This window comes from Spirulina sp. LEGE 11439 (assembly GCF_059821285.1).
Window position 1 is genome coordinate 62,350 of record NZ_JCAMRX010000021.1, and the last position, 25,539, is coordinate 87,888.

The following is a 25,539-nucleotide window of genomic DNA, read 5'->3' on the forward strand; positions in this document are numbered from 1 at the left end:
TTTCATTGTTAATCATTTTATCACATCTTTCCTTTGGGAGTTATTATGGCAAGTTCAACCTATCAATATCAAGTGGGTGGCAGCTTAGAACCTGATGCACCGACTTATGTAGTGCGTCAAGCAGATCGCGATCTTTACGAAGGTTTGAAAGCGGGAAAATTTTGCTATGTACTGACTTCTCGACAAATGGGAAAATCGAGTTTGCGTGTTCGCACAATGAAACGATTGCAAGATGAGGGTGTTAATTGTGCTGCGATCGATTTGACGTTAATTGGTAGCGATGATGTTGCTTTAATGGGGTGGTACAGAAGTTTTTTTTATGAGTTAACAAAGAGTTTTGAGTTAAATCCAGAATTTAATCGTCGAATTTGGTGGAATCAGCAAGAATTTTTAACACCAATTCAGCGATTGCGTTTGTTTATTGAAGAGATTCTTTTTGTTCAGGTTAAAGGAGATATTGTTATTTTTGTAGATGAAATTGACAGCGTCTTAGCTTTGAATTTCTCGACTGATGATTTCTTTGCTTTTATTCGCGCTTGCTATAATTTACGTGCAGATAATCCAGAGTATAAACGAATTAATTTTGTTTTACTTGGTGTTGCAATTCCTTCTGATTTAATTAAAGATAAAGAACGAACTCCTTTTAATATTGGGGAAGCGATCGAATTATCTGGCTTTGAATTAGATAATGCACAGCCTTTGATTAAAGGATTAATTGAAAAAACAAATAAACCACAAGCTGTGTTACATCAAATTTTATTTTGGACAGGAGGGCAGCCATTTTTAACTCAAAAATTATGTCAGCTAATTAATTCTTCTGATAATTTTTATATCGCCAAAGGAAAGGAAGGACGATGGATTGAAACTTTAGTTCAGTTACATATATTGGAAAATTGGGAAGATCAGGATAATCCAGAGCATTTAAAAACAATTAGACTTCGTATTTTAAGCAATGAAAAATTTGCTGTTAGAAAACTTGGTTTATATCAGAGGGTTTTGCAAAAAAAAGATGTCATAGCAGATGATACAATAGAACAAAGAGAATTACAAATATCAGGCATTATTAACAAAAAAAATGGTCATCTTAAACCCTACAATCCAATCTATAAAAATATTTTTGATTTAGTATGGGTTGATAAAGAATTGGAAAAATTACGCCCATATTCTGAAGATTTAAAAAAATGGCTAGAATCTGGATGTAATGATGAATCTTGCTTATTACGTGGTGAAAATCTAAAAAGTATATTGGCTTGGAAACTAGGAAAGAGCTTGAGTATTGAAGATGAGCAGTTTCTTCATGCTAGTCAGAGTTTAGAAAAACGAGAATTAGAAATTGAATTGCAAGTAAAAGAAGAAGAAACTCGTATTCTCGCAGAAGCTAATTTTACGCTTAATCAAGCACAAAAAAAAGCTAAAAGAGTAATTAAGTTTGGTGTTTATGGATTCGCAATAGCTTTAATTCTAAGTTTTTCTATTATCTCCTTGTCTGTATTTCAACTCAAGAGAAAAAATACTGAATATTATTCTGTGTTATTTGAAGTTGCAAAACAAGAGTACAATCAGGCTTTGATTGAAGAAAATTGGGAGATAGAGATTCAACCAAATGTAAGAGAGATAAAAAAGCAGAGACGTTTGGAGCGTTTAAACCAATCTTTAGAGAAAATCAATGGCATATTGAATAATAGTTCTAACAATCCAGAAGCTCTTTTTTATCAAGGGTTAGTATATGAAAGGATTGGAGATATTCAAAATAATCCTGATGATTATCAAAATGCTGTGATTGCTTACCAACAAGCAGTAACTTATGGTATGGAGACAGGATATAGCAGACTAGCACGTTTGTATTTATTAGGAAAAGTTCAGAATAAAACACCCAACGATGCTATTGCTCTACTGTCAGATCGCTGGCAAACTGTAAAGGAAGCGGAAGTACAGTATGCAATGCTTAAAAATATAGGATGGGCGTATTATAAACAGGAGAATTACGATGAGGCGAAAATTTATCTGCAAGAGGCGATCGCATTAAATGAAGAAAAAAATCTTAAACGTGCGCCAGCTTCATGTATTTTAGCAAAGTTATGGGAAAAGGAAGGTAATATAGAGGAAGCAAGAGAACAATGGAACACTTGTTTCCGTTATGTTACTCCGCTTAACTCTCCAGAAGAGAGTTATTGGTTAAAACAGTCATCTGAACGTATTCGTCAAACTTAGCACTTATGAAATTACGAGATTCCATTTTGCTGATTCTAGGCACAATTTTAGTGGTTAACCTAGATTGGAATCCTTGTATTTCTCTAAGATTGCGATCGGGACTGGCTTTTGAAAGTACCCCTCTTGCATTAATATATGATTTTGAAGGTGAGATTTATCTAGTAGATCTTAACGATCCCGAACGTCATTTTTCAATGAGAATTAAGAGAGGAGATGCTATTTATGATGGTTATGCTCTTCAAAGCCCTCAAGACGGGTCAAGTGTTAAGATAAAATGTTCCCAATCAGGTAACATTCTTCCTCCGAAAGAGCTACAAAGCAACATTCCTTTCAGAGTAGAAAACTGTTGTGTAAGACAATCTCCTAGCACAGTTTCTTTGGCTCCACCTAGAGCCCAAATTTCTTCCTCTGCTTATAATCAAAACAATATTTATTTATATAATCAGCCACATTATTTATTTATTTATGTTGATCAGAGAGAAATTCCATACAGAATACAACAAATTTCAGAGCTAATGTCTAACCCGAAAATTGAAATTCTGAGACTTGAAAGTGAAGGTAAATTTTTGATAAAAATTGGCTCTTTATCTAGTCAAGAAGAAGCAGAAAGATATAAAATCTTATTAGAAAATAGATTAAGAATCTATGTCGCAACTAATCTTGAATTCTAAAACTTGGTTAATCGTGTGAATCTATTTACCTAAAAAGCGATCATTTTTGAATGGGATCGTCTGAAGGTGGATGACAACCAATTTCTAAATCTGCTGAACGAATTTCGAAATGCGCGATCAGTTAAAATCCAACATGATACCTGACTAACTTTATGTTAAATAAAGATTGCGAATGGTACGATTAACCCAACTCAAATAATCGTCTAGCTCTTCATAATAATCAAGTTCTTCCTCTTCACGATCGCTTAAACTCAATTCCTTCTGTTTGTTCAATAATGACTCAATTTGAGATTGAATCTCTTGAGAGGCGCGAAAAATTGGAATTCCTTCCACCAGATCGAGACTCACCGCACTTTCTTTCGGAAAATTATCTGGTAAGCGTTCTAATTGTCAAGGGAGATGAGTCATCATAATGTTAACGTTGTTTGGAGTTCAATTCTATTTTACTAAACTAGAATCATTTTAGGACAGGACTCGCGAAAATAAATTAATAATTTGCGATCGCACCATCTCTAAAAAGCGATCGCAATCAAGATAAACTATTAGAAAAGAAAACCAACTTTCCTAAAACTGTTAACATTCCCGTCACCAAAATCCCAACAATACCAAAAAATCCAATTGTAGTGCTATTAAGTCGAGCATTTGTATCATCAATACGTTGATTAGTATCATCAATACGTTTCTCTAAAGAAGACTGCATTTTTTCCATTTGCTTCTCTAAAGAAGCTCCTGTATCATTAATCCGTTGATTGGTATCATCGATACGTCTGTTGGTATCATCAATACGCTTTTCTACATGACCAATTCTCTCATCAAGTCGTTTAATTTCTCCACTAACTTGAGTAAAACCTACCTCAATTATTTTCTCTAAGCGATCCATCCTTTTTTCAGCTTTTATATCCATTGTGAGAATTAACTGTCTTAATTCCTCAATATCTGTTTCTGCTTTACTGGCCATGGTGTCATTACCTCAAAAACGGTTGGGGATATTTTGTTAGGAAATGCGATCGCAATAATTTTTCATTCTTATATTTTAGCAGTTTGACGCGATCGCTAGTATAAAAAAATAGAGACAATTTCAAAATTGAGTCTAAAATGAAAGTAAGGAAATCTTGCCATTTCTGCTCTCATGCAGCATTTTGTAACAATGCGCCTTTTACCCTACGAGACCTTCACCATTCACAGCCGAGAATCCCTTGCGGATGTTATCGATCGCTTAAATCTTCATATCGAAGCACCGCGCGTTTTTTCTCGCTGGAACTCTTCTCGCGATCGCATCATCTATGCCGGTAAAATCTCTGAGACAGGGTTTGAAGTGCGTCGCGTTATTCACTATCGTAACTCATTTTTACCTAATATTCGCGGGCGTTTTGAGTCATCATCGACAGGAACGGATGTTCATATCACAATGGGTTTACATCCCTTTGTTACTATTTTCTTATTATTTTGGTTTTCGAGTTGGTATAGTATCTCAATTCCTATCTTTTTCTTTGGGGGATTGGGTTGGGAAGCCGGATTATTTTTAGGAATACCAATTATTATTTTACTGGTATTTCGGTCTGCTTTTGGGTATGAAGTGAATCGCAGTCGTCGAGAGTTAACAGCAATTATTTTAGGACGATCGCTTGAAGCAGAAAAGATAATCTCTCAATCTGCCTCGAAACGAATTTGGGCGATCGCGATCGCCGTCGGTCTTATCTTCAATATTAGCGTATTCAGTGCCTTTTTCTCTTCTCAACAAGACTCGCAATCTTCTGCGGTTTCTTGTCTCAAAGAGGAAACTCAATCTCCCTATTGCAATTTCTCCCTCTTGCAAACTTTAGACGGACATCCAACAACTTCTACGATCGCACTCAGTCCGGATGGTAAAATCCTTGTAAGTGGAGGAAAAGATAAAGCAATTAAAGTTTGGGATCTGCAAACCGGAGAGTTAAAAAGAACCTTGCAAAGCGACTCGGGAGAAATTAAATCCCTCGCGATCGCACCGGATGGAAAAACTGTGGTTAGCGGTAGTGGCGATCGCATGGTACGGATCTGGGATATGACCTCAGATCGGGCTCCAAAAATGCTCAAAGGTCATCGGAATTATGATGTTAGCAAAATTGCTATCTCAGCCGATGGGAAAGCGATCGCGAGTGGGGGTTATGATGAGATTAAAATCTGGGATTTGGCAACGGGAGAACTGAAAAAGACATTACCCGAACCCACTTCAACAGAATTTAAGCTCGGACCGATTACACTGGAAAATAATGCGCCTTATTGGAATCTTTACGATCTGAGTCCAGATGCTAAAACAGCTTTAGTTGAGTTGGGAGGTAAATTTGTAGCTTGGGATTTAGAAACTAATACTCAAACTATTTTACCTAAAAATGGATTCGATCGCATTAATAATGCTAAAGTTAGTTGGGATAATAAAACAGTAATTGCAACTTCTTATCGACAGCCACAAACTTTTCTGAGATTGTGGGATTTAACAACAGGAACGCTTAAAATCACTCAAAGTATCTCTTCCTCGAAATATTACCGGCCAAATATTGCTCTCAGCCGCGATCGCATTATCGTCCGCACCCGAAGAGGATTGCAAGTTTTTAATCTCCAAACTGCTGAATTAGAAGCTATATTGGATAATCTCGAATCCATCCATAACTTTATTATCAGTCCTGATGGTAAACTTCTGGTTGGGATTACTGGCGATGCGGCGACAAAAGATGTCAGAATCAAAATTTTTAGTCATGAGTAATCCCATCCCTAATCATTACTCATCACTCCCTCTCGTGCTAAAATTTGATAGCATTCTTCAACAGAAGTTCTTGTTTCCATTGCTTTAACTAAGGCTTCGTAAGCGAGTTTATACTTTTCAATCAATGTTTTCGCTTGCAACTGTCCCCATTTTTGCTTATTCGTAGATTCGCGAGAAGAATAACCCAAAAGAACGAGAGTATCGGTGACTTTTTGGCGATCGTCCTTGCCCCCTTCTGCGGTTTTATAAGTGAGGGTTTCCGCCGCGATGCCAGCCATCCACATCGTACAAAAGCGATCGCAGAATAATTGGCGATCGCCAGCATTTTTCCCCTTCAATAACGCTTCGGTATCAAAACGAACCCCTCCTATTCCCTGTTGTCCGCTTTTCAGTGCCTCCCATGCCGTTAAATCGTAACCTGTCACGGGAATACCGAGATAATACGCTGCGAGAAAATGCCCTGCTTCGTGACGCAGGACGCGATCGCGATGTTCGGCGGAAAAACGCGATACGGTATCGAGGAGTAAGGTTAAGCCTTTTCCTTGCCAACCAAAGCGATCGGCTGTAAGAAAAGCCAACACGGAGAAAGTTGCGATCGCGGGGACACTCTGGGGAAGATGTACGAGAGGACCCAATAACACGGAAATGGTCATCAGGAAAATGGCGATCGCGATTAAATTTAAAGCAGTTTGTTGCATTAAGCGTATAAAAGTTAAACAGTAAAATAGTCGATCTCGAAAATGCGATCGCCTGCGGGATAGGTGAATATTTTTACGAATTATACAGTTTTGCCAGAATCTCGCATCCACTGAAATGAGACAATATTGAGTAGCACCCCGATCGCAAACAAAACCACCATCAGAAATAATTGATAGGTTGGGACTCTCACAACCACATCGGCAACAAAATGGATGAAGTTGCTGACCGTATATGCTAACGTCAGACCAAAATGAATGACGCGGTAGCGTTTGGAATGGTAAAAAGCTGTAGCCGCGATCGCGCCGACTGGCAACAAAAATACAATGAGCATAAACCACAGAATAGTGGGTAAACTCACGAACTCATGAGTGTGGGATTCGAGAACCGGAAGACCATGAAATAGGGGCATTAAAGCCAGTTGAGTGTGAAATAACAGACCCAATAAAAAAGCAGTCCAGAGGGCAATAATTTTTAATTGAAAATGAATAGTTTTAGAGGAATAACCTGTCATGACTCACCTTTAAATTTCCTCTTTTGCAGGCAACTAAACACCACTATAGCACTACAGGAGTACATTAGGATGTTAAGAAAATTAACCCCAGAGAACGCAGAGAGAGCAAGATATCCTGTAGTGCGATATAGCTTAAATTTTCCATAAAAATAATAGGGAATAGAATTGCTTCCATTCCCCATTATCGATTCTCAATTCCTCGAATTAATAAGCATCTTGCAACTCGTAAAAATCCGGTGAAATGTAATCCTTGCGTAACGGCCAGCCGATCCAATCTTCCGGCATTAACAAGCGTTTGAGATTGGGATGGCCTTCATAAACGATGCCATACATATCGTAAGTTTCTCGTTCTTGCCAATCCGATCCCTTCCAGATCCAATAGAGGGAAGGAACTTTAGGATTTTCGCGCGGTAAAAAGACTTTCACCCGAATTTCTTCTGGTTTGTCAACATTATCATCGACCTTAATCAAATGATAAAAACTGACCAACTCTTTACCAGGGCCAACATCATAGCCCCCCTGACATTGCAGACAATTGAAACCATAGGCATAGAGTGCCGTGGCAATGGGAACCAGAAATTCTGGTTCTACCTTAATGACTTCAACTCCCAGATGGTCGCGTTCTAAGGACTCGTGACCGAAACCATTTTCCGTTAACCAACTGGAAACTTGACCCGCTTCGACAATTTGGGTTTCTTCTTCGCTCACTTAAGCCTCCTCTTTTTCTCTTGCTTCTTCTAGTGCCACGGGCATTCCCATCGCAGCAGCCAGTTCTTTCGGGGGAGCTTTGCGGGTAGGCGAGGCTAAATAGGCCCCCGTGAGAATCGGCTCGACAACCTTCATTCCGTGGGTGGTACTGTAATAACGATGAGTTTGGTGCAGGACTTGTTCGCGTTCTTGAATAGACTCATTCGCCACCTTCTTCCGCAACTTGACGATCGCATCCATAATCGCCTCGGGACGGGGAGGACAACCGGGAATGTATACATCAACGGGAATGAGCTTATCCACCCCACGCACGGCACTGGGAGAGTCCATACTGAACATCCCGCCGGTAATCGTACAGGCTCCCATCGCAATGACATATTTAGGATCCGGCATCTGTTCGTAGAGACGGACTAAAGCCGGAGCCATTTTCATCGTAATTGTCCCTGCCGTGATAATTAAATCTGCTTGACGGGGACTGGCACGGGGTACCAAACCAAAGCGATCGAAATCGAAACGGGAGCCGATCATCGCCGCAAATTCAATGAAACAGCAAGCAGTACCGTACATCATCGGCCACAAACTGGACAATCGCGCCCAGTTGTGCAGATCGTCTACGGTGGTTAAAATGAGATTTTCCGATAACTCTTGCGTGACCTGAGTGCGGTCTACAGGATTAAGAATTTTTTCGGTTTGTCGGTTGTTTACGACCATTCCAATGCTCCTTTGCGCCAAGCGTATACGAGAGCTACCACGAGGATTGCAATAAAAATAAGGGCTTCTATAAAAGCTAAGAGTCCCAATTGGCTAAAAGCAACCGCCCAAGGGTAGAGAAAGACGGTTTCTACGTCAAAAACGACGAAAACCAAAGCAAACATATAGTAGCGAATATTAAATTGAATCCATGCGCCCCCAATGGGTTCCATGCCGGATTCATAGGTGGTTCGCCGTTCTGCACCGCCGGTTCGCGGTCGCAGGAGAAAAGAGGCCGTCAGTGACAAAATGGGCACCGAACTGGCTAAAATCAGGAATCCTAAGAAGTATTCGTAACCACTGAGGTGAAACACGCGCTCTCCTCGCTATTTTGTGTAACAATCGTTCGCAATTTTGGATTATAGGGGTTTTTGGCGGTGAAGGGAAGAGTTATGCGATCGCTCGTGCTTTTCTGCCAATCTTGAGGAGAGAGAATGCCGGGAATTGCCATATCTTCCCGACAACATATTCAGTCTGAGCTTTTAACCTCTGACTTCCGGATTGTCCCAAAATCCTTCGGTATAAAACAGATTGCTTGCTTTTCTTAATGCCTGATATTCATCCTCTGTTATATTTTGGTCTGCCTTATTCACTAAGCCTACAAGCTTGATACGAATTAAATCCGGATTGCGACTAATAAACTGTTGAATGATATCCAAATGATCGTCAAGCAACTCATTCGCTCCATCTGCAACACCGCTCTTTGAAGCATTGATAGTATAACTTCCATCTTCATTTTGCTTACAAGCTCGAGTAATATCATAAAATGCGTGGCCGCCGTGTTTTTTGAGATCTAATAGTCCTGCGTGCAGAACTTGAATTTCACCAAAAATAACCCCTCCTGCAATGCGTTGCTCTGGCTTTGTTTGGTTGAAACGTTCAAAGCCCATGGGCATATAATATTTTATGTCTCCATAACCCTTCTCTTGTTCATCAGCCAAGGCTTGAGGGTTGTAAGAATCTTTGATTAGATCGTTAATACCCAGTTCAACCCCTTGTTCTGCAACTTTATCTCTCAGTTGGTCTCCTAATTTGTCTTGAACTTCATGTATAGCCCTCTCACTTGTACAGGAAATAGTTCCGCGAAGAACATCCATTAGTGCATAGGCAACACCTTCACCCCATTGTACCCCTATTCTCTCTGCCTTCTCTTGCGCGCTTTTTACGGTCTTCGTAATAAATTCGTACCCTTCATATACACATATTTCCTCACTTGCCTCTTGATTGATTGTATTGACGACCTTATGCAGCAGAGCCGCAAATCTGTCAGCAGCAATATGTGCGGCTACGATTAAAGAACCAACTTGGGCAGTTCGCTCGATACCCTCGTTATCAACTTCCTCTGCATTCATTCCACCCGTAGCACCTTGTGATTGTTTAAGCGCGGGTCTGCCATCCCCCTCAGTTGCTTTTTCGTCCATTTCAGTTGCTTTGTCGTCTATATCCATATCCATATTTCGATCTTGCATTGTCGCGAGGACATAGAGTGTCTGCAAATCTGTCGTCTTTTTCGGTTCCGGTGTAAATTTCTGAACGACTTGCAGTGCAATGTTTTCTGGAATTTCTCTGGCTAATAAGTACTTAACTGCATCTTCTAGATTGACTTCTTTTGCAGAATCCCCCCAATGGTCGAATATAGTTCTTTGAATAACTCCATCTTCTTGACGCTGCAAGCTACCCGTCTGCTGTACTACATGGGTCAATTCATGGGCAATCAATTCTTGTCCATCTTTTGCATTGGGTTGGTATGCTCCTCGCTTGAAAAATACATCTCTTCCTGTCGTAAATGCCTTGGCTTGTATCGACTCGCTTAGATTGTTTGCTGTCGAGTCTGCATGCACCTTCACGCCGCTAAAATCTGCCCCCATCGCCTTGCCCATCGATCGCTGCAAGCTTGAATCTAAGGGCTGTCCGCTACTTTTTGCGCGGTTTAAGGTGCGATCGAACTCATCGCTCGTAGTGCCTCCTTCCGCCCCATCTGCTTGCAGGATTGGTCGCCAAATTTGTTGAAATGCTTCGGCTTTACATTGTAGGGAGGGTTCTTCAGAGGTCTTATTAGCGAGGGTTGGTGGTTCGGAGGCGCGAATGCTCCGGACAACTTGCTTTGCAGTGCGATCGGCTTCTTGTTCGTACTTATCATGCGGCTGCCCAATAGTGAGTTTAGGCTGCACGAATTCTCGCGGTGGCGTTGCGGGGGTTTCTTGGTTTGTCATTGCCCGCATGACATTATCTAACATCGCACCGGGCGCGACATTGGCAACTTCTAAAGGTTTGTTGCTCTTGGGTGCGGAAGATGGATCTGTTTTTTTGGTTCTTTGGCTGCGATCGGGTTGCCAAGACGATTGTTGTCGAGCGTATTGTTGAGAAGACATCGGTAAATCTCTTGAATTTTGCCAGAAGTTGAGAACGATCGCTTTTGCATCCATGCAAAAGCGATCGCTTAGATAACAGCGAGGGTTTTTTGCATTCGCGTTCTCTACTTCAGTTGTTTGGGATTCTAAATAAACAATGTCAAGAACTCGACAAGATTTCGCAAAAGTTGAAATTTGTGCGATCGCCGAGACCGATCGCAACGGATAAACCTTCAGTAGCGATCGCCGAAACCAAAAGAAAATTCACCACAGAGTCACAGAGGTACGCAGAGAGGGAGAAGTTGTCTTTAATCTACTATCGTAATGCGACTTCGATTGGAGAAACGATCGTCTTTGCATTTGAATTACCAAGGGCTGCCAATCATCACAAATCCACTCCAATAATAAGGATGAGTAAAATTGATGGTGTTTTGGTGGGAAATAACGGAAGGTAACGGAAAATTGCTTTCCGAGGTCAATAATTGTCCGGCTTCCATCCGCGTTTCTCCTCGCAACATCGAGAGTTGCGCCCGTCGCAAGGCTTCGGCTTTAATCGTTGAATCACCAAATCCCTCATAAAACGAAGTCATCAAACCGAAGGATCCCAAACCTTCATAAAAACCTGTCATCAATCCCAAAGTTCCTTTATCGTTAACATACCAAAGACTGCCTAAAGCAGATTTAACTCCCGTGGCTAAAGCTAACCCCGCAAACCCCAATTCAGCTTCAGGATCTCCTAAAGCCGTGCGACAGGCACTCAAGACCAATAGATCGACAGGAGGCTTATCAAATCCCAATTCTTTGAAGCGATCGAGGGGTAATGGTTGCGAGTTAAATTGAATGTAAGAATTCTGGGGCTGTCCCGGTTTAAATTCCGCATGGGTGGCTAAATGAACGATTCTAAAATCTCGTGTTGCCCGAGCGCCAATTAATTTTTCTGGGGTAAATTCTTCATTGAGAAAAGACTCTCCTTGCCAGAGGCGATCGCTAATTACTTCTAATTCTAGCGAAACTGCGGGTAAAGGGTCGTGATTGGCAAAGGTGTCGGCACCCATCGCCAAAACTTCAGCCCCTTCGAGTTGGCGATATTGGGGATCGATCAGAGACAAACTGGGAATGAGACCGAGATTATAGTCTTCGATCAAAAAGTTTTCGCCATTGTGCAACGCTGAGAAGGGTAGCGATCGCAATCCAGCATCCAAGATAAAGACAAGATTGTCAATACCCCGTTCTTGCAGGTCTTCTTCGATAGGTGCAATCAACCATCGATAAAGTCGTTGAGAGGGTTTGAAAAACCCTCCCGGACGACGCACATTAGTTATGGTGCGGCGAAATTGACGCGCTTCTGCCAGAACTTGCTTGCGCGTCAATCCCTTCATGGGACGACGCAGGATATCTCCGTCTTGCGAGACTAAAACAATTTCTAATTCATCGCTATCTTGTTGTCGAGAGAGAGGGCTAACAAAATCTTCAGGGTGAGCGTTGAGGGAAGAATCATTGAACTGCCATAATAGCGATCGCGCTTCGAGAGAGCCAGCACGAGCGGGTTTAAAGAAAATATAGACGAGAGCCGGGGTAAAATTTGTTTCAGCGTGGATATTGGCTAAGATTTGTCGCGTTTCTTTGAGGCTGATAGTTTCAGCATTTTCAATGTCTAGATAATCTTGAAAATGCTGTCCTAATCCTTCTTCCAGTTGCTCGAAGAGGATTTCATCAGCGATCGCAGTCTCGAAACTGAAGACAGAAGCAAGGGAAAATGGCGAAGAGAGTGAAGAAAAAGGATAGGGAAAAAAGAATAAATTTGTCGGTAGGGTCGCTAGTTCGCTGTTGGCGCGATCGTCGATCGGATTGCTATTTTCCCCCACAAAGGAGAGAATCTGACTGGAAAAGGTTAATGTGGCTGGGTTGAGACTTGCTTGTACTGTTCCCGTTAAATTAAGGTTTGCTTGGTTATCTGCTGCGATCGTATTAAAACTACCATCGAGCGCGTCAATCGTCCAAGTTGCCAAATGAGGTGTAGAATCATTCCCTAAAACCAGATCGACATTGCCTCTCGAAAAAGTGATATCATTCAAATTAATTTGAGCGTCGAGAAAATTGGCGACGATCGTTCCTCCGACTGCATCGGGACCGTTATTGGTAACGATCGCAGAAAAGGTTACAGACTGTCCCGCACTGGCTAAAGGTTGAGAGATAATCTGTTGAATGGCTAAATCTGCGGTAACTTCGGTTGCACCTATATCCACTTGCGTCCCGCGAGACAAACCTCGTTGATCCGTTGCCAGTCCCCCATTCATCCCAGCATCGATCGCCGCACTACCGGGGAGAGGAACGTGAGTTTGAGTATTGCCACCATAGTTGCCAAGGGGGGATAAGTTGGCATCGACTCCCGTAATATTACCCGTGCCGAGGGTCAGGTTTGTCGTTCCGGCAGTGCTGCCGATGAGGTTAAAGTTAAAACTGCTCCCCGCAAAATTTCCCGCCAGATCGTTACCCGTATTTTGAGCAATAATGGAGTTAGCGATCGCAAATGTTCCGCCCTGACCTTCGATACCACCGCCTTGATTCTCGGTAATGGTGCTATTGAGAATCGTTCCCTCCCCTGCGGTCATTCCTCCTCCTGTGGTGCTTATATTCCCAGAAATCGTACTATTGGTTAAATGAACCGCGCGATCGGTATAAATGCCACCGCCGTTAGTGGTTGATACATTACCCGATACCGTACTCTTGGTTAGATTAATATTTCCCCGAGCAAACAAACCACCACCGTTGCCATTGGCAACATTATTGGCGATTGTACTCTCGACGAGAGAAATGTTGCCACCGACTCGGGCATTCAAAATTCCTGCCCCCACTCCATTCGTCATATTGTTAGCGATCGTACTATTCGTGAGCGATGTAGAGTTATAGCTATAAATCCCACCTCCTCCCAAAATTGCCTTGTTATTTGTCACCGTACTGCTAACGAGATTAACATCCCCATAACTATAAACCCCTCCCCCTCTCAGTTTGGCATGACTGTGGGTCACTGTACTGTTAGCAAGAGTCAGCGTTCCCGAACCGGTATGATTGATTCCGCCTCCATTTCCGATTGTCGTGCCATTTTGGAGGGTAACATTGCGAATGGTTGCGTTCGTCGCATTAGTGTTAAAGACTCTCGAAGTTGCCGTACCATTAATAAAGAGGCGATCGCGCCCGATTCCCTCTATCGTTAAATCGTCCACGCTCCAAAAAATTTCCGAGGCAAGATTAATGGCTTGAGGATTGACAAAAACTCCCGTCGTATCGAAGGTAATTAAATCGCCATTGCCAGCATTTGCGATCGCTTTTCGCAAAGATCCCGCCCCCATATCTGCTGTGGTGGTGACGAGTTGCACGGCCAATTTTCCTTCCCATTGACTCAAGGTTGGTAACGTAAAGGGATTTTGCGTTTCGATCGCCCCTGTAGCATATTCTAAGTCCCAGTTTCCTTGATAATAAACGCTTCCCGTTACATCTGTGGAGGCAGCAACATCGGCTCCTGTGGCACTGGCAATATTCTGCACGAGATCTTCTCCCGTTGCCCCCAAAGCGGTCAAGCAACTGTAAAGTAAGATATCTGCATTGCGAGTGAGAGACTGTCCCCATGTTTGCAATTGTTCGCGATAGATTCCGCCTTCTGCTACGGTTTCCGGGGTAACGAGGGCATTTCCCAACCAAAAGTAACCTTCATTGCCCTCTGCCACAATATTCACCGCATCAATTTCGACCCCTTCTGCATCGATCGCCGCTAAGCGATCGCCAATCAATGAGATCCCATTATCCCGGGCAGTCACGAGGGTGGCGATCGTACCGGCTTCCCCTCCATAGAGCAGTTGATAAGGGTTATCGGCTTTCTCGTCAATAAACGTATAAGCAAGGGGATCTTGAGGTTCATTGGCAAATACCATCACCGTTGGTGCGTTTTCCGTCCCGTCTCCCGTGCGAATGAGATCGTAGTCTGTGGGGTTAACGCGATGGGTGGCAGCTAAATTTACCGTCGCGGCACTTACTTTTCCCGCAATGAAAACATCGCCATTATCGAGACTAGGGATAGGTGCATTCGCGATCGCTTCTGTAACTCCGGGGGTTGTTAATAATTCGGGAATTTTTAGAGGAGTGATGCCTCGAGCGATTTCTTCTTCGGGAAGTTCGAGACTCAATAACATTCCTGCTTGAGTGAGGCGGACTAAATTGGTACCGGGGACGGCGGCGAGAGTAATATTGCCTTGAGGAGCCGCGATCGTGCCAGTATTGATAATCGTGCCGCCAATTAAAGCCAGATTTTTCCCCTTGGAAACGGCTAAATTTCCCCCATTAATAATCGTTCCCGGTTGTTCGCTTAAAAATGCAAATTGATTGGGCGTACCCAGCAAATTTTGATAATTATTATCTCCTGTAGCATTAAACCAACCACCATCAAAACCAATTTTATCGGCTGTAGTGGCGAGAAAACTCCCGGGAACGTTTAAACTTGCATTGGCTCCAAATACCATGCCTGCCGGATTCATTAAATAGAGGTGAGAATATCCCCCTAAAACTTGAATCGTGCCGTTAATCACTGAGGGATTGCCGCCGGTAACTCGTCCTAAAATATTTTGAATTTGAGGGGTAGAATGAAAATTAGCAACTTCATTCGCATTGAGTCCGAGTTCTTGAAAACTATGGAAGAGATTTGCACCTGCTTGAGTTCCGCCCTGAATATTATAAATATTTCCTTTTTGATTGATAGTCGTCCCTGCACTGCTAGTATCTACAACAATCGATTGCGCTAATACCGAGCGCATATCGATAAATTGATAAAAATAAAAGGGAGCAAATATAATAAATAGATTCTTAAGCATTTTATCTCTCCAGCGATCGCGCAGTAGAGCCAGATAGCTGTAAATTTAGATACAAGTTTGGATACAAGCCGGCCGAGATACACCCTTTTTATTTTTTAACATTAATCTTTGTCTTTTTTAACCCTGATTTTGACGGAAATCATCTCTAAGATTTGACGGAAAACGAGATTAATTTCAGGTTTAAATTCTCTTCAGGAAGAATTTATCCTTTTCTATATTGAGTATACTGGACATTTTTTTACTCTCCCGACAAACAATGTAAATCCGTGAATATAAGGATTTACATTTTGTTACCTTGAAGAAGAAGCGATCGCAAACTAGGCTTTTAAGTGTTCAGTTTTAATGCGATCGCTTTATCATAATTGTCCGAGATGACATAAAAACATAAATCGAAAGCTGGAAAATCGCCATTTGCCAATCTAAAATGAAAAAGCAGAAAAATTGAGAATCTCAAACAATGGTAAAACTGATTGCATCTCCCACTCAAATTCAAGCGAGTGGCAATAAGCCTAAAATTATTGAAGAATTTATCGGCTGTATGAATTCTCAAACCGAACAGATTAGTATTGCTAAAATGACAAGTTCTGTGGGATGGGTCGAACCGGGACAAACTCCCGAGTTTGATGAATATACTCTTGTTTTAAAAGGAACGTTGCGAGTGACAACAAAAACGGAAACAATTGATGTGAATGCGGGAAGTGCGATCGCGGTTTCTCGGGGAGAATGGATTCAATACAGTACGCCCTTTGCAGGAGGTGCAGAATATATCGCTGTTTGTACCCCCGCTTTTACTCCTGATACCGTCCATCGCGATGCAGAGTAGCAAAGTAGTAACCCACCTAATTATCGAGCGATCGCACTTTTCTTGTATTTTTCCAATCAAAGAAAAAAGCGATCGATCTTATCGAGGAAGGGTGATTTTTTTGTAGCGAGGCGATCGCTCTTTTAATTTCGATCGCTCAACCAATTTGACAACTCCTCCAAACTGGAAAAATCCAAGCTAATTTCTCCCAATTCTTCTAAATCCGAGAGAGAAAGACGCGCGATCGCTTCTCGATTTTGAGGGGAAAGTGTCCCCAATCGTCCCAAAATTCGGAAGATTAATTGTAATAATTTTAGCCTACCTTCTTCTTTCCCTTCTTCTCTGCCTTCTTCTTTCCCTTCTTCTCTGCCTTCTTCTCTGCCTTCTTCTCTGCCTTTTTCTTTACCTTCCTGTAATGCTAGAAGAATAGAACCGCGTTGATCTTCAATAAACATTTCTCGCTTTTCGAGGTTTTCGAGTTCTTTGACTCCTAAATTAGCTCGATTGGCAATATTCAATGCTTTTTCCACTTCGGGAATTTCCCCGAGTACGGGAGGAATAAGTTCTAAGGAAGGTGCTTCTTTCATAAAAAAAAGCCATTTTTCAGTTAAGTTTTTGAGTTCTGCCAGTTTTTTCTTAAATTTAGGAAGTTCAACAAAGATCATGGCAATTTCACGATCGCGATATTTAAAGCCTTCTTCATCTTCCTGAAAACTAAATTTTGTAATGATTTTTTCAGTATTATTAAACAGTTGAAAATCGGTGATGGTTAAAGCAATAACAGGTCTCAGATAAGAATAACCTTGACCGGATTTTAATTGATTTGCATAAGTTTTCGCTAAATTATAAACCACTCGTTTTTCAAAAGCTGCTACATTTAATACTTGCATTTCGATAATAACCGTTGTTCTATCAGTTAAAACTGCTTTAACATCGAGATAACTATCTTTTAAATCTGGCGTATTTCCGCCCGTATAGGGATCGAGAATTTCTAAATCTTGAATTTGCGATCGCCCTTCGTAAACTAAAGCATTCAAGAAACTAATTAAAATATCTTTACTCTCGTTAGAGCCAAAAATCTTCTTAAAGGCGAAATCGGTTTTAGGACTGATAAATTGCATGGCTTTCCTTGAGACTCCTCGCGATCGATGCACTCAGGAGGTCTAACTTCATTATAGATGACCTTGGGAAGCGATCGCATATTTCAATTGTCAGCCAGTTTAGTCTCGGCGATCGCAAAGAGAAGCAGAAAATTAATGCTCCATTAACTCGTGAACTTTTTCTGAAGTCAACTCCTGCACATTTCCTAAAACAATTTTAGCGCCTGCTTGTTTCAACTGTTCGCCGTAACTTTCTTTTCGTTCCAAATTCGATTGAACGTGAGGGGGTAAAATACCAACACCGATCCAATTCCTTTCCGGCTGTAATGACTTTGCTTTCTCAATTGTATACATATCTGCAACCGTATCTCCTGCATAAAATACCGTCAAATTTTTCTCAATATTATGTTTGCTTTCTAACTGTTTAACTGTCTCAAAAAGACCCGTCGGATCTGGCTTTCCCGGTGCATCTTCCATCGCAATTAAAATCGGATTATCCAAACCCAAACGCTTCCTTAAAATATATTCCGCAGAGCCTCGGGTTGCACCACTAAAAAAGCCCCATGCTATACCATTTTTACTCAAACTTTCTAAATAATGAACTTGCAATAATAACGGTTCCGTGGTAATGTAACCATTAAAATTTTCACTATCCGTCCCACGATAGCGAGATTGGAAAAAATCAACAATTTCCTCGTAATTTAGCGCAATTTCCTCGCGAGTCTTTCCTTGAGATGCAAAATACCGATAAACTAACTCTTGAGAGCCTTCCCAATCATTATTCCAAATTCCCTCAGACTTCAGGCGATCGATATCTTCATTCGTAGGACGGTATGCCCTCTGGGTAAATTCTTCCACTGTATCCGCAAGCGCCCGACGATAAGAGCCACCTACATCTCGCACCACACCATCGATATCAAAAATAATAATCATTTTATTTCCTTAACATGCTAAATTCGAGCTACAATTAAGAATTGTGAATTTTATCGTTTCACCCCGTCCCAGACGAAAATAGGAGAAAGTCAATTGGAAATAGAAACAGACGCTAGATTTATTTTAAAAATCCTGTGGTTGGACGCGAATGTCGCGATCGCCGTCGATCAAGTCGTCGGAAAAGGTACTAGTCCCCTAACCAAGTATTTTTTCTGGCCGCGCACCGATGCTTGGGAAGAACTCAAAACGGAATTAGAATCCAAGAATTGGATCGGCGAAACCGAGCGCATCGAACTTCTCAATCAAGCCACCGAAGTGATTAACTATTGGCAAGAAGAAGGCAAGCGTACTCCCATGATCAAAGCTCAAGATAAATTTCCAGAAGTCGTTTTTACGGGTAGTAATTAAAAATACCTTTTTTAAAGTTGCGAGATGGAGAGTCGATTTCCATCTCGCTTTTGCTATCACTAGCTTTGTACCATGCCGCCAGCCGCCTGAAAAAGAGAGCGCTTTCGTCTTAAAGCTTGTTCGGCTTGGATTTTACCCGGTCGATCGCCTTCGGCAACTTTACTGAGATTGGCGATCGCTTCCTCATAATCGGCTTTCGCCCCATCGCGATCGATCTCATCTCCCCGTTGAGCGCCATTCACCATCACGGTTACGGTGTTGTCTTCAACTTCAGCAAAACCGCCAAATAGCGCGATCGCCAGCCAATCTTTCTCGGGACGCACCCGCATGACTCCCACATCAAGGGCAGTTAATAACGGTGCATGACCGCTTAAAATTCCTAGCTGTCCCGTACTGCTGGGTAAAATAATTTCTTGGCATTCATCGTCCCAAATGGTCTTATCAGGAGCGATAACGCGAACATTTAATGTCATTGTTTCTTAATTCCTCTTTCTTTTGCAATCCCATCAAAAGGGTAATTATCAATTACCAACTACCCATCATCGATCGTTGATAATTGAGGTTGGGGGACGGCGAATCACATTCGCCATGTCCAACCAACCTGTTGAAACTAGCTTTTCTTCATTTTTGCAGCTTTGGCCTTGGCTTCTTCAATATCCCCAACCAAGTAAAATGCTTGTTCGGGCAGATCGTCTAACTCACCCTTGAGGATCATTTGGAATCCTTTAATCGTGTCCTCTAAGGTTACATATTTACCGGGAGACCCCGTAAATACCTCAGCGACAAAGAAAGGTTGAGACAAGAATCGTTCAATTTTGCGAGCGCGATCGACGGTCTGGCGATCGTCTTCGGAAAGTTCGTCCAAACCGAGAATCGCAATAATATCTTGCAATTCTTTGTAACGCTGCAACGTTGCTTGTACCGCCCGAGCCGTATCGTAGTGTTCGTCACCGACAATATTCGGCTGTAACATGGTAGAAGTCGAACCGAGGGGATCCACAGCCGGATAAATGCCTTTAGAAGCTAACCCCCGAGAAAGTACCGTTGTTCCATCTAAGTGAGCAAAGGTTGTTGCTGGTGCGGGATCGGTTAAGTCATCCGCAGGGACGTAAACCGCTTGAATCGAAGTAATTGAACCTTCTTTTGTCGAGGTAATGCGTTCTTGCAGGTCCCCCACATCCGTTCCTAAAGTCGGCTGATATCCTACTGCCGAGGGCATCCGTCCGAGGAGTGCGGAGACTTCCGAACCTGCTTGGACGAAACGGAAAATATTATCAATGAACAACAATACGTCTTGCTTGTTGACATCGCGGAAATATTCCGCCATCGTCAGCGCAGACAGTCCCACGCGCATCCGAGCGCCGGGAGGTTCGTTCATCTGACCATAAACCAAAGCAATTTTGGACTCGTTGAGGTTGTCCGGGTTGATAACGTTGGATTCGATCATTTCATTGTAGAGGTCATTCCCTTCGCGAGTGCGTTCCCCTACACCACCAAATACGGAGACTCCCCCATGATTGATGGCAATATTATTGATCAATTCCATCATAATGACGGTTTTGCCCACGCCAGCACCGCCAAACAGACCGATTTTACCGCCGCGACGATAGGGAGTCAGAAGATCGATTACCTTCACTCCGGTCTCGAAAACAGTGGGTTTGGTGTCCAATTCTGTCAGTTTTGGTGCCGCACGGTGAATGGGCGAGGTTTCCGAGGCATTCACGTCGCCTTTATTATCGACGGGTTCTCCCAAAACGTTGAAAATGCGACCGAGGGTGACTTTACCCACGGGAACGCTGATGGGGGAATTGGTATCGATAACGTTCATTCCGCGCACGAGGCCGTCTGTTCCGCTCATGGCAACGGCGCGGACTTGGTTATCTCCAAGAAGTTGTTGCACTTCACAGGTAACGGCAATATCATTACCCGCTTCGTTTTTGCCTTCAATTCTTAAAGCCGTATAAATTTGTGGCATTTTTCCACTGGGAAATTCAGCATCGACAACGGGGCCGATGACTTGCACGATTTTTCCAATGTTGGTTTGTTCTGTTGTGGCTACCATGCTTAAATGCTATTTTGACAGTTCGTTATGCTTGACAATCCAACAACTTAGTGGTAAACGATTTGCTGGTAATTGTTTTGCGGGTCATCGCTTTAATGGCAATAACTAGATGGCAATAACCGATCGCGATCGCTAAGCGGAAAGGAAAGTCTTAAGCTAATGTGAAATTTTCCATTCTACAGATTATCACTCTTTGGGGAAATTTCCCGATCTTCATCTTCTTTACCCTTCATGCTTTGAGCAACGTGGTTTACAATGGAGACGATTTCCCCAGCGAGATGCGACCGAACCGATGGCGCAAACCGCTATGATCAAAATTATCGTGCATATCCGCACGTTCTGCACTGCTATTCGCTTTTCTCGGTAGTTTATCTGCAAACCCGATCGTAAGATACTAGGCTAATGAAACAGACCAATCAACCCCTGCATCTCGAATTTAATTCCGATCGCAGCTATATTGCGATTTTTTATGAAGATCGAGAAGTCGGTTTCTGTAGCCCGGAAATAGCTGCGAGAATTGTCGAAACTCTCAATGAAGACGAACAACTTCACGAAGATAATGAAACTTTAACAAAGGCCTTACAAATGGCCTGCACGGACTTGATCAAGCAGAGAGGAGGAAATCCGGCAAAAGTGACCAAGTTGATGGAGCGCTATCTGGAAAATGCTAAGCGTCCAGAACATGGTACAAGGGCGATCGCTTTTCTTCTGCGCGATCGCCAAAGAGAACTGGATGTCAGTGACAAAGAGTTCGTGTTTTTCTGTAATTCCTATCGTTTATCTCCGCAAGAATTACGCGATATTTATCGCGGTAAAGAAGTGACGGATGAGCAACTCAAAGTCCTCTCGCGCATTCTCGGCAAATCTGCGAAAGAGGTTATGGAAATTCGCGATGGCTTTAGCAACAAAGAAATGAATACTTTGGCTCGAATTCTCGGAACCTCTGCGAAGGAATTAACCGAATTGTTGAAGTAAAAAGATTATCAGGTGTGGCTGGAAAAGAGATGAGTAGAAAAAGCCATCCTTTCCCAATTCCCAACTATCAATTCCCCTGATTTAATACTTGTAAATATTGTTGGGCAACAATTTCCGGTGTAAAGTGGGCATTGAGATATTTCCGCCCAGAACTGCCTGCATAGCGGGCAATGTCAGGATTTTCAGCCAAATAGCGGATATAATCAGCTAATCCTCGCCCGTCTCCATTATCGAATGCGGCACCGCATTGCGCTTCATCCAGCAGCGATCGCAGATAGGAATGCGGTTCGCAAACAGCAGCCACCGGACGACCCGAAGCGAGAATCCCATAAAGTTTACTCGGGGCAACTAATCCTTCTAACCCCGGACTAATACTCACTAAAGATAAATCGCAAGCCGTTAGGGAATAAGGCAAAACTGATTTATCTTGATAGGGTAGGAATCGGCAATTGGTCAAATTCAATTGTTCTACGCGCTCTTGGCAGGCTTGCAACTGCGCCCCGTGACCGATAAAAAGAAATTGAATGGAGTCATCCCGCAACAATTCTGCTGCCGTTAAAATTGTGTCAAGATCGTGACAGCGACCGAGGTTGCCAGAATACTGCACGGTAAAGCGATCGCTGGTTCCGAATTGACGAGCGAACCAATTTTCTTGCTTATTTCGCGGCACGATCGCCTCGGGATCGGCCCAACTGGGAATAACACTGACTTTATGTTCGACTTCCGGACATTTTGCGACGACTCGTGCTTTCATGGAAGAACTTAAAACGATGATTCCCCTTGCTTTCTGCCAAATTTTGCGGTTGAGCCAATCCCAAAATTTGACTAACCCATGCTTTTGAGGGACGACCTGTAAGGCTACCGCAACGTCGGGATAGAGATCGTAAAGCAAGCAGGCATAGCGAATGCCTAGCAATTTATGAGCTAAATATCCCAATACCGATAAATATGGAGGTTCGCTGGTAAAGAGAAAAAGATGCTGGCTGCGAGGATTTTTGATGAGGTGCATTGCAACGCGAGCGCAGAACAATAAGCCATTGATCGCCCGTCCGCGAATTCGCAGGGGCCAGAGCCTAGATGTCCGCGATCGCCGGATACTCACTCGCTCAATGCTTTCTCGTTTAGGGGCAATATCTTTATCGAATACATATCCGGGCTGTCCGGTAAAAATACTGACTCTCATGCCTAACTTGCCCAGTTGCGAGGCCAGTTCGGCAATTAACTGTCCCGTTGCTGCGTAGTCGGGAGGATAAAATTGTGTAACAATGAGAACTTTACTTCTTTTTTGGGATGTCAGTTTAGAATATTTACGTTTGCTCTTAATCGGCTCGGGTGGTAGCGTTAAGAGATTTGGTAGATGTTTGTCGAGTTGATTCCTCATTCCCAATCCATGCTGATAAAAATTTAAAAATCAAACAAAAATCAAACAAAGCGATCGCGCATTACCCTAGATTGATTTTTGTATAATATTTGTGAACTCATCCTTGATAACTTATCTCTCTTGTTCATGGCAAGGGCAAGTTTACTTAGCAAAACTTTTATCATTTCAGAGTTTCACTTAAGATTAGCGTAAAATTGTTTCTATTCCTTCCTAGAAAATACTGAATTACCACTGATTGAGAAAGTCAAATAAATTTTGACGCTGGGAATACACTGCAATTTTGCTGAAATTATTGTTCAACAATTCTACGTGTTTTTACGGAAGTTGTTCTCCGTAACTTTACCATGCCTTTGTCTATTTTTTTCTCTGAAGAAATTTTAAAAATTTTAATGGCTTGAAAATAACTGAAAAACGACCTTTTTGTTGACACATAAACAAGAACTCAAGTTCTTGTTTATGTGTCAAAGTTGAGAAACGGAAGCGTTAATGAAAAACTAGCTCACTCCGGCCATTTCCGAGCTTGTTTCTCGTTTTGTTTCTTGGAATAAGGCAAACAAGCGATCGGCCCAATATTTTACATCGTATTGGGTAACAGTCGCGTACATTTTTTCCATGCGATCGCTTTGTTCCTCGAGGGGCATTTCCAAGGCAAATTCAATCGCTTCATCCATACGTTTAGTTGAGTAAGGATTCGTGAGAACAGCTTGAGGTAATTCAACTGCAGCACCGACAAACTCAGAAAGAACTAATACGCCATCTTTACCTTCATGAGCAACAATATATTCTTTGGCGACCAAATTCAAACCATCACGCAGAGGAGTTGTCCAGCAAATATCGGCTGCTTTATAATAACCAATCAAATGATGGAAAGGAACCGGTTGAGTAAAGAGTAAAATGGGCATCCAATCGAGTTTAGCAAAGCGTCCATTAATTTTCCCCGCTAATTGTTCGATTTGATTTTGAGCGGTTTTGTAAATCCGCATTCCTGCTGCCGCCGAAACACAAGTCATCACAAAGTTAATTTTACCATGCAGATCGGGACGACGTTCTAAAAGGCGCTGATATGCCTCCAGCATTTCTTGATTCCCTTTAACATAATCGACACGGCCTGCAGCAACAATCAATTTTCTTCCATTTAATTCTTGGCGAACTTGTTCGATATGTTGTTGCGTTTCTTCCTTCTCTAAAGTGTTGAGAATGTGTTGAGGATTCGTTCCTACAGGAAAAGGATCGATTCTGACCAATTGATTTTTGTGGCGAATTTTGCTGATGACCTCCGGTTCGGCTAATGCCATTCCCACTGAAGTCATATGCTCAGAGACCTCTCTTGTTTCGACAATTTCAATCTTTCGCAAACTCCGAGCAACATTTACAAAATTTTCTGAATAACGAGGAATGTGAAAGCCAACAATATCGCAGCATAATAAACTATCAACAATTTCTTCTCGCCACGGCAAAATATTAAAAATATCAACAGAAGGAAAGGGGGTATGATGAAAAAAGGCGATACGAGCATTGGGTTTTTGCTGACGGATATAAGCAGCAGCCAACCAAAGATTATAATCGTGAATCCAAATTAACGCATCATCAGCTGCTTCTTCGCAAGCCGCTTCTGCAAACAAGCGATTGATTTCTTGGAAATTTTCCCAATCGGAAGTTTCTGAAGTGAAATGATAAGGGAAAGAGTGAAGAATTGGCCAGAATGCTTCTTTCGACGTAATATGATAGAAGTGTTTAACTTGCTCGGAACTGAGAGGAATACGACAAACACTATAGTTTCCTTCCCCTTCAATATTTACTTTCTTTTCAAAACTTGCTTTTTGTTTAGCATTTACTTGTTTCCACGCAATCCAAGTCCCCCTGTTCACATTCTCAAAAAAACTTTTTAAGGTTGGAAGAATTCCATTGGGACTTTTTTTCGGTTGATAGCGAATTACGCCATTTTCAACAACTTCATCGTAAGGTTCTCGATGGTAAAGGATAACTAAATCGGATTTCATAATTTATTGTTGGGGGTGTTTATTCGGTTTATCGGTACAACAGGAAAAATGAAAGTTGTTACGACCGTATGATTGTTTTGTACATTTGTACCTCTTTCTATTTTACAGAATACCACAATCTTAAAATTTTGTAAAGTTAGTACGATCTCATTTGTTCGTTTAATGTTTTTGTTTTGAGATATTTTTTTACTTTTGTACTTGTGATTCTTCCTTGGTATAAGTTTGGTTACGCTGCAACGCTCAAAGTTTTTTGAGGAAACTTACTGACTTTTTTTAGATTTATTTTTTGTATAAAATCAAAGAAAAAATTAAAAATAAACAATATTGTAAAATTATATTGCTACAATACTAATACTTAGGCATGGAAATTGATTT

21 protein-coding genes and 1 pseudogene are annotated in these 25,539 nt (G+C 42.0%); 6 read left to right on the forward strand and 16 right to left on the reverse strand.

Features of this window, described 5'->3' with window-relative positions; genetic code table 11:
- The first annotated feature begins 45 nt into the window (after positions 1 to 45).
- Both AC6RV6_RS15275 and AC6RV6_RS15280 read left to right on the forward strand, forming a co-directional pair.
- Positions 46 to 2,211, forward strand: a complete 2,166-nt coding sequence (locus AC6RV6_RS15275) for an AAA-like domain-containing protein (protein WP_500241729.1) — start codon at positions 46 to 48, stop codon at positions 2,209 to 2,211.
- A 5-nt stretch (positions 2,212 to 2,216) separates the two neighbouring features.
- Positions 2,217 to 2,882 carry a hypothetical protein gene (locus AC6RV6_RS15280; RefSeq protein ID WP_500241730.1) on the forward strand — a complete coding sequence of 222 codons (666 nt, stop codon included), beginning with the start codon at positions 2,217 to 2,219 and terminating at the stop codon, positions 2,880 to 2,882.
- Between the two features lie 150 nt (positions 2,883 to 3,032).
- Here AC6RV6_RS15280 and AC6RV6_RS15285 read toward each other — a convergent pair whose 3' ends face one another.
- Both AC6RV6_RS15285 and AC6RV6_RS15290 read right to left on the reverse strand, forming a co-directional pair.
- Entirely contained in the window at positions 3,033 to 3,230 is a 198-nt protein-coding gene (locus AC6RV6_RS15285) for a hypothetical protein (RefSeq protein ID WP_500241731.1), read from the reverse strand.
- A gap of 181 nt (positions 3,231 to 3,411) precedes the next feature.
- Positions 3,412 to 3,543, reverse strand: a pseudogene (locus AC6RV6_RS15290) (DUF4164 domain-containing protein); the annotation flags it as partial.
- Between the two features lie 468 nt (positions 3,544 to 4,011).
- On the opposite strand from AC6RV6_RS15290, the gene AC6RV6_RS15295 reads away from it, so the two are divergent.
- Positions 4,012 to 5,622, forward strand: coding sequence for a WD40 repeat domain-containing protein (locus AC6RV6_RS15295; protein WP_500241732.1), 1,611 nt, complete (start codon positions 4,012 to 4,014; stop codon positions 5,620 to 5,622).
- A gap of 8 nt (positions 5,623 to 5,630) precedes the next feature.
- On the opposite strand, the gene AC6RV6_RS15300 is transcribed toward AC6RV6_RS15295, so the two are convergent.
- The 8 genes from AC6RV6_RS15300 to AC6RV6_RS15335 form a co-directional block, all read right to left on the reverse strand.
- Positions 5,631 to 6,320: an ATP-dependent Zn protease gene (locus AC6RV6_RS15300; RefSeq protein WP_500241733.1), complete on the reverse strand. Its 690-nt coding sequence runs from the start codon at positions 6,318 to 6,320 to the stop codon at positions 5,631 to 5,633.
- An 80-nt stretch (positions 6,321 to 6,400) separates the two neighbouring features.
- Positions 6,401 to 6,832, reverse strand: a complete 432-nt coding sequence (locus tag AC6RV6_RS15305; RefSeq protein WP_500241734.1) for a hypothetical protein — start codon at positions 6,830 to 6,832, stop codon at positions 6,401 to 6,403.
- Between the two features lie 204 nt (positions 6,833 to 7,036).
- Complete coding sequence (locus AC6RV6_RS15310) at positions 7,037 to 7,540, reverse strand: NAD(P)H-quinone oxidoreductase subunit J (protein WP_500241735.1); 504 nt, start codon at positions 7,538 to 7,540, stop codon at positions 7,037 to 7,039.
- Positions 7,541 to 8,251: a photosynthetic/respiratory NAD(P)H-quinone oxidoreductase subunit K gene (gene ndhK / locus AC6RV6_RS15315; protein ID WP_500241736.1), complete on the reverse strand. Its 711-nt coding sequence runs from the start codon at positions 8,249 to 8,251 to the stop codon at positions 7,541 to 7,543.
- Positions 8,242 to 8,604, reverse strand: coding sequence for a photosynthetic/respiratory NAD(P)H-quinone oxidoreductase subunit C (gene ndhC / locus AC6RV6_RS15320; protein ID WP_500241737.1), 363 nt, complete (start codon positions 8,602 to 8,604; stop codon positions 8,242 to 8,244). Before ndhC ends, ndhK begins: the two co-directional genes overlap by 10 nt.
- A complete protein-coding gene (locus tag AC6RV6_RS15325; RefSeq protein WP_500241738.1) occupies positions 8,571 to 8,741 on the reverse strand; it encodes a hypothetical protein in 171 nt (56 codons plus the stop codon). Before AC6RV6_RS15325 ends, ndhC begins: the two co-directional genes overlap by 34 nt.
- Before the next feature lie 31 nt (positions 8,742 to 8,772).
- Entirely contained in the window at positions 8,773 to 10,863 is a 2,091-nt protein-coding gene (locus AC6RV6_RS15330) for an eCIS core domain-containing protein (RefSeq protein ID WP_500241739.1), read from the reverse strand.
- 143 nt (positions 10,864 to 11,006) lie between these two features.
- The gene (locus tag AC6RV6_RS15335) at positions 11,007 to 15,503 is read right to left on the reverse strand and encodes a CHAT domain-containing protein (protein WP_500241740.1); all 4,497 of its coding nucleotides are present in this window, start codon (positions 15,501 to 15,503) and stop codon (positions 11,007 to 11,009) included.
- Between the two features lie 457 nt (positions 15,504 to 15,960).
- On the opposite strand from AC6RV6_RS15335, the gene AC6RV6_RS15340 reads away from it, so the two are divergent.
- Complete coding sequence (locus AC6RV6_RS15340) at positions 15,961 to 16,326, forward strand: cupin domain-containing protein (protein WP_500241741.1); 366 nt, start codon at positions 15,961 to 15,963, stop codon at positions 16,324 to 16,326.
- Between the two features lie 122 nt (positions 16,327 to 16,448).
- On the opposite strand, the gene AC6RV6_RS15345 is transcribed toward AC6RV6_RS15340, so the two are convergent.
- Positions 16,449 to 17,426, reverse strand: a complete 978-nt coding sequence (locus tag AC6RV6_RS15345) for an Rpn family recombination-promoting nuclease/putative transposase (protein ID WP_500241742.1) — start codon at positions 17,424 to 17,426, stop codon at positions 16,449 to 16,451.
- 132 nt (positions 17,427 to 17,558) lie between these two features.
- Complete coding sequence (locus AC6RV6_RS15350) at positions 17,559 to 18,338, reverse strand: TIGR01548 family HAD-type hydrolase (protein ID WP_500241743.1); 780 nt, start codon at positions 18,336 to 18,338, stop codon at positions 17,559 to 17,561.
- Positions 18,339 to 18,416: 78 nt separating this feature from the next.
- On the opposite strand from AC6RV6_RS15350, the gene AC6RV6_RS15355 reads away from it, so the two are divergent.
- Positions 18,417 to 18,746, forward strand: a complete 330-nt coding sequence (locus tag AC6RV6_RS15355) for a 30S ribosomal protein PSRP-3 (RefSeq protein WP_500241757.1) — start codon at positions 18,417 to 18,419, stop codon at positions 18,744 to 18,746.
- A 59-nt stretch (positions 18,747 to 18,805) separates the two neighbouring features.
- On the opposite strand, the gene atpC is transcribed toward AC6RV6_RS15355, so the two are convergent.
- The gene (gene atpC / locus AC6RV6_RS15360; RefSeq protein ID WP_500241744.1) at positions 18,806 to 19,219 is read right to left on the reverse strand and encodes an ATP synthase F1 subunit epsilon; all 414 of its coding nucleotides are present in this window, start codon (positions 19,217 to 19,219) and stop codon (positions 18,806 to 18,808) included.
- Between the two features lie 137 nt (positions 19,220 to 19,356).
- Positions 19,357 to 20,808 (reverse strand): F0F1 ATP synthase subunit beta, encoded by a 1,452-nt coding sequence (atpD, locus tag AC6RV6_RS15365; RefSeq protein ID WP_500241745.1) that lies wholly within the window; start codon positions 20,806 to 20,808, stop codon positions 19,357 to 19,359.
- 402 nt (positions 20,809 to 21,210) lie between these two features.
- Between atpD and AC6RV6_RS15370 the strand changes: the two genes are divergently transcribed.
- Complete coding sequence (locus AC6RV6_RS15370; protein WP_500241746.1) at positions 21,211 to 21,783, forward strand: hypothetical protein; 573 nt, start codon at positions 21,211 to 21,213, stop codon at positions 21,781 to 21,783.
- Positions 21,784 to 21,850: 67 nt separating this feature from the next.
- On the opposite strand, the gene AC6RV6_RS15375 is transcribed toward AC6RV6_RS15370, so the two are convergent.
- Complete coding sequence (locus tag AC6RV6_RS15375) at positions 21,851 to 23,164, reverse strand: glycosyltransferase family 4 protein (protein ID WP_500241747.1); 1,314 nt, start codon at positions 23,162 to 23,164, stop codon at positions 21,851 to 21,853.
- Between the two features lie 494 nt (positions 23,165 to 23,658).
- Entirely contained in the window at positions 23,659 to 25,164 is a 1,506-nt protein-coding gene (gene ggpS, locus AC6RV6_RS15380) for a glucosylglycerol-phosphate synthase (RefSeq protein ID WP_500241748.1), read from the reverse strand.
- Between the last annotated feature and the right edge of the window lie 375 nt (positions 25,165 to 25,539).

Coding starts and splice junctions, on each gene's coding strand:
- ggpS (WP_500241748.1), bottom strand. CDS start 25,164: ATGAAATCCGATTTAGTTATCCTTTACCATCGAGAACCTTACGATGAA.
- AC6RV6_RS15275 (WP_500241729.1), top strand. CDS start 46: ATGGCAAGTTCAACCTATCAATATCAAGTGGGTGGCAGCTTAGAACCT.
- ndhK (WP_500241736.1), bottom strand. CDS start 8,251: ATGGTCGTAAACAACCGACAAACCGAAAAAATTCTTAATCCTGTAGAC.
- AC6RV6_RS15280 (WP_500241730.1), top strand. CDS start 2,217: ATGAAATTACGAGATTCCATTTTGCTGATTCTAGGCACAATTTTAGTG.
- AC6RV6_RS15335 (WP_500241740.1), bottom strand. CDS start 15,503: ATGCTTAAGAATCTATTTATTATATTTGCTCCCTTTTATTTTTATCAA.
- AC6RV6_RS15375 (WP_500241747.1), bottom strand. CDS start 23,164: ATGAGGAATCAACTCGACAAACATCTACCAAATCTCTTAACGCTACCA.
- AC6RV6_RS15340 (WP_500241741.1), top strand. CDS start 15,961: ATGGTAAAACTGATTGCATCTCCCACTCAAATTCAAGCGAGTGGCAAT.
- AC6RV6_RS15300 (WP_500241733.1), bottom strand. CDS start 6,320: ATGCAACAAACTGCTTTAAATTTAATCGCGATCGCCATTTTCCTGATG.
- AC6RV6_RS15295 (WP_500241732.1), top strand. CDS start 4,012: ATGCAGCATTTTGTAACAATGCGCCTTTTACCCTACGAGACCTTCACC.
- atpD (WP_500241745.1), bottom strand. CDS start 20,808: ATGGTAGCCACAACAGAACAAACCAACATTGGAAAAATCGTGCAAGTC.
- AC6RV6_RS15325 (WP_500241738.1), bottom strand. CDS start 8,741: ATGGCAATTCCCGGCATTCTCTCTCCTCAAGATTGGCAGAAAAGCACG.
- AC6RV6_RS15350 (WP_500241743.1), bottom strand. CDS start 18,338: ATGATTATTATTTTTGATATCGATGGTGTGGTGCGAGATGTAGGTGGC.
- AC6RV6_RS15345 (WP_500241742.1), bottom strand. CDS start 17,426: ATGCAATTTATCAGTCCTAAAACCGATTTCGCCTTTAAGAAGATTTTT.
- AC6RV6_RS15370 (WP_500241746.1), top strand. CDS start 21,211: ATGAAACAGACCAATCAACCCCTGCATCTCGAATTTAATTCCGATCGC.
- atpC (WP_500241744.1), bottom strand. CDS start 19,219: ATGACATTAAATGTTCGCGTTATCGCTCCTGATAAGACCATTTGGGAC.
- AC6RV6_RS15305 (WP_500241734.1), bottom strand. CDS start 6,832: ATGACAGGTTATTCCTCTAAAACTATTCATTTTCAATTAAAAATTATT.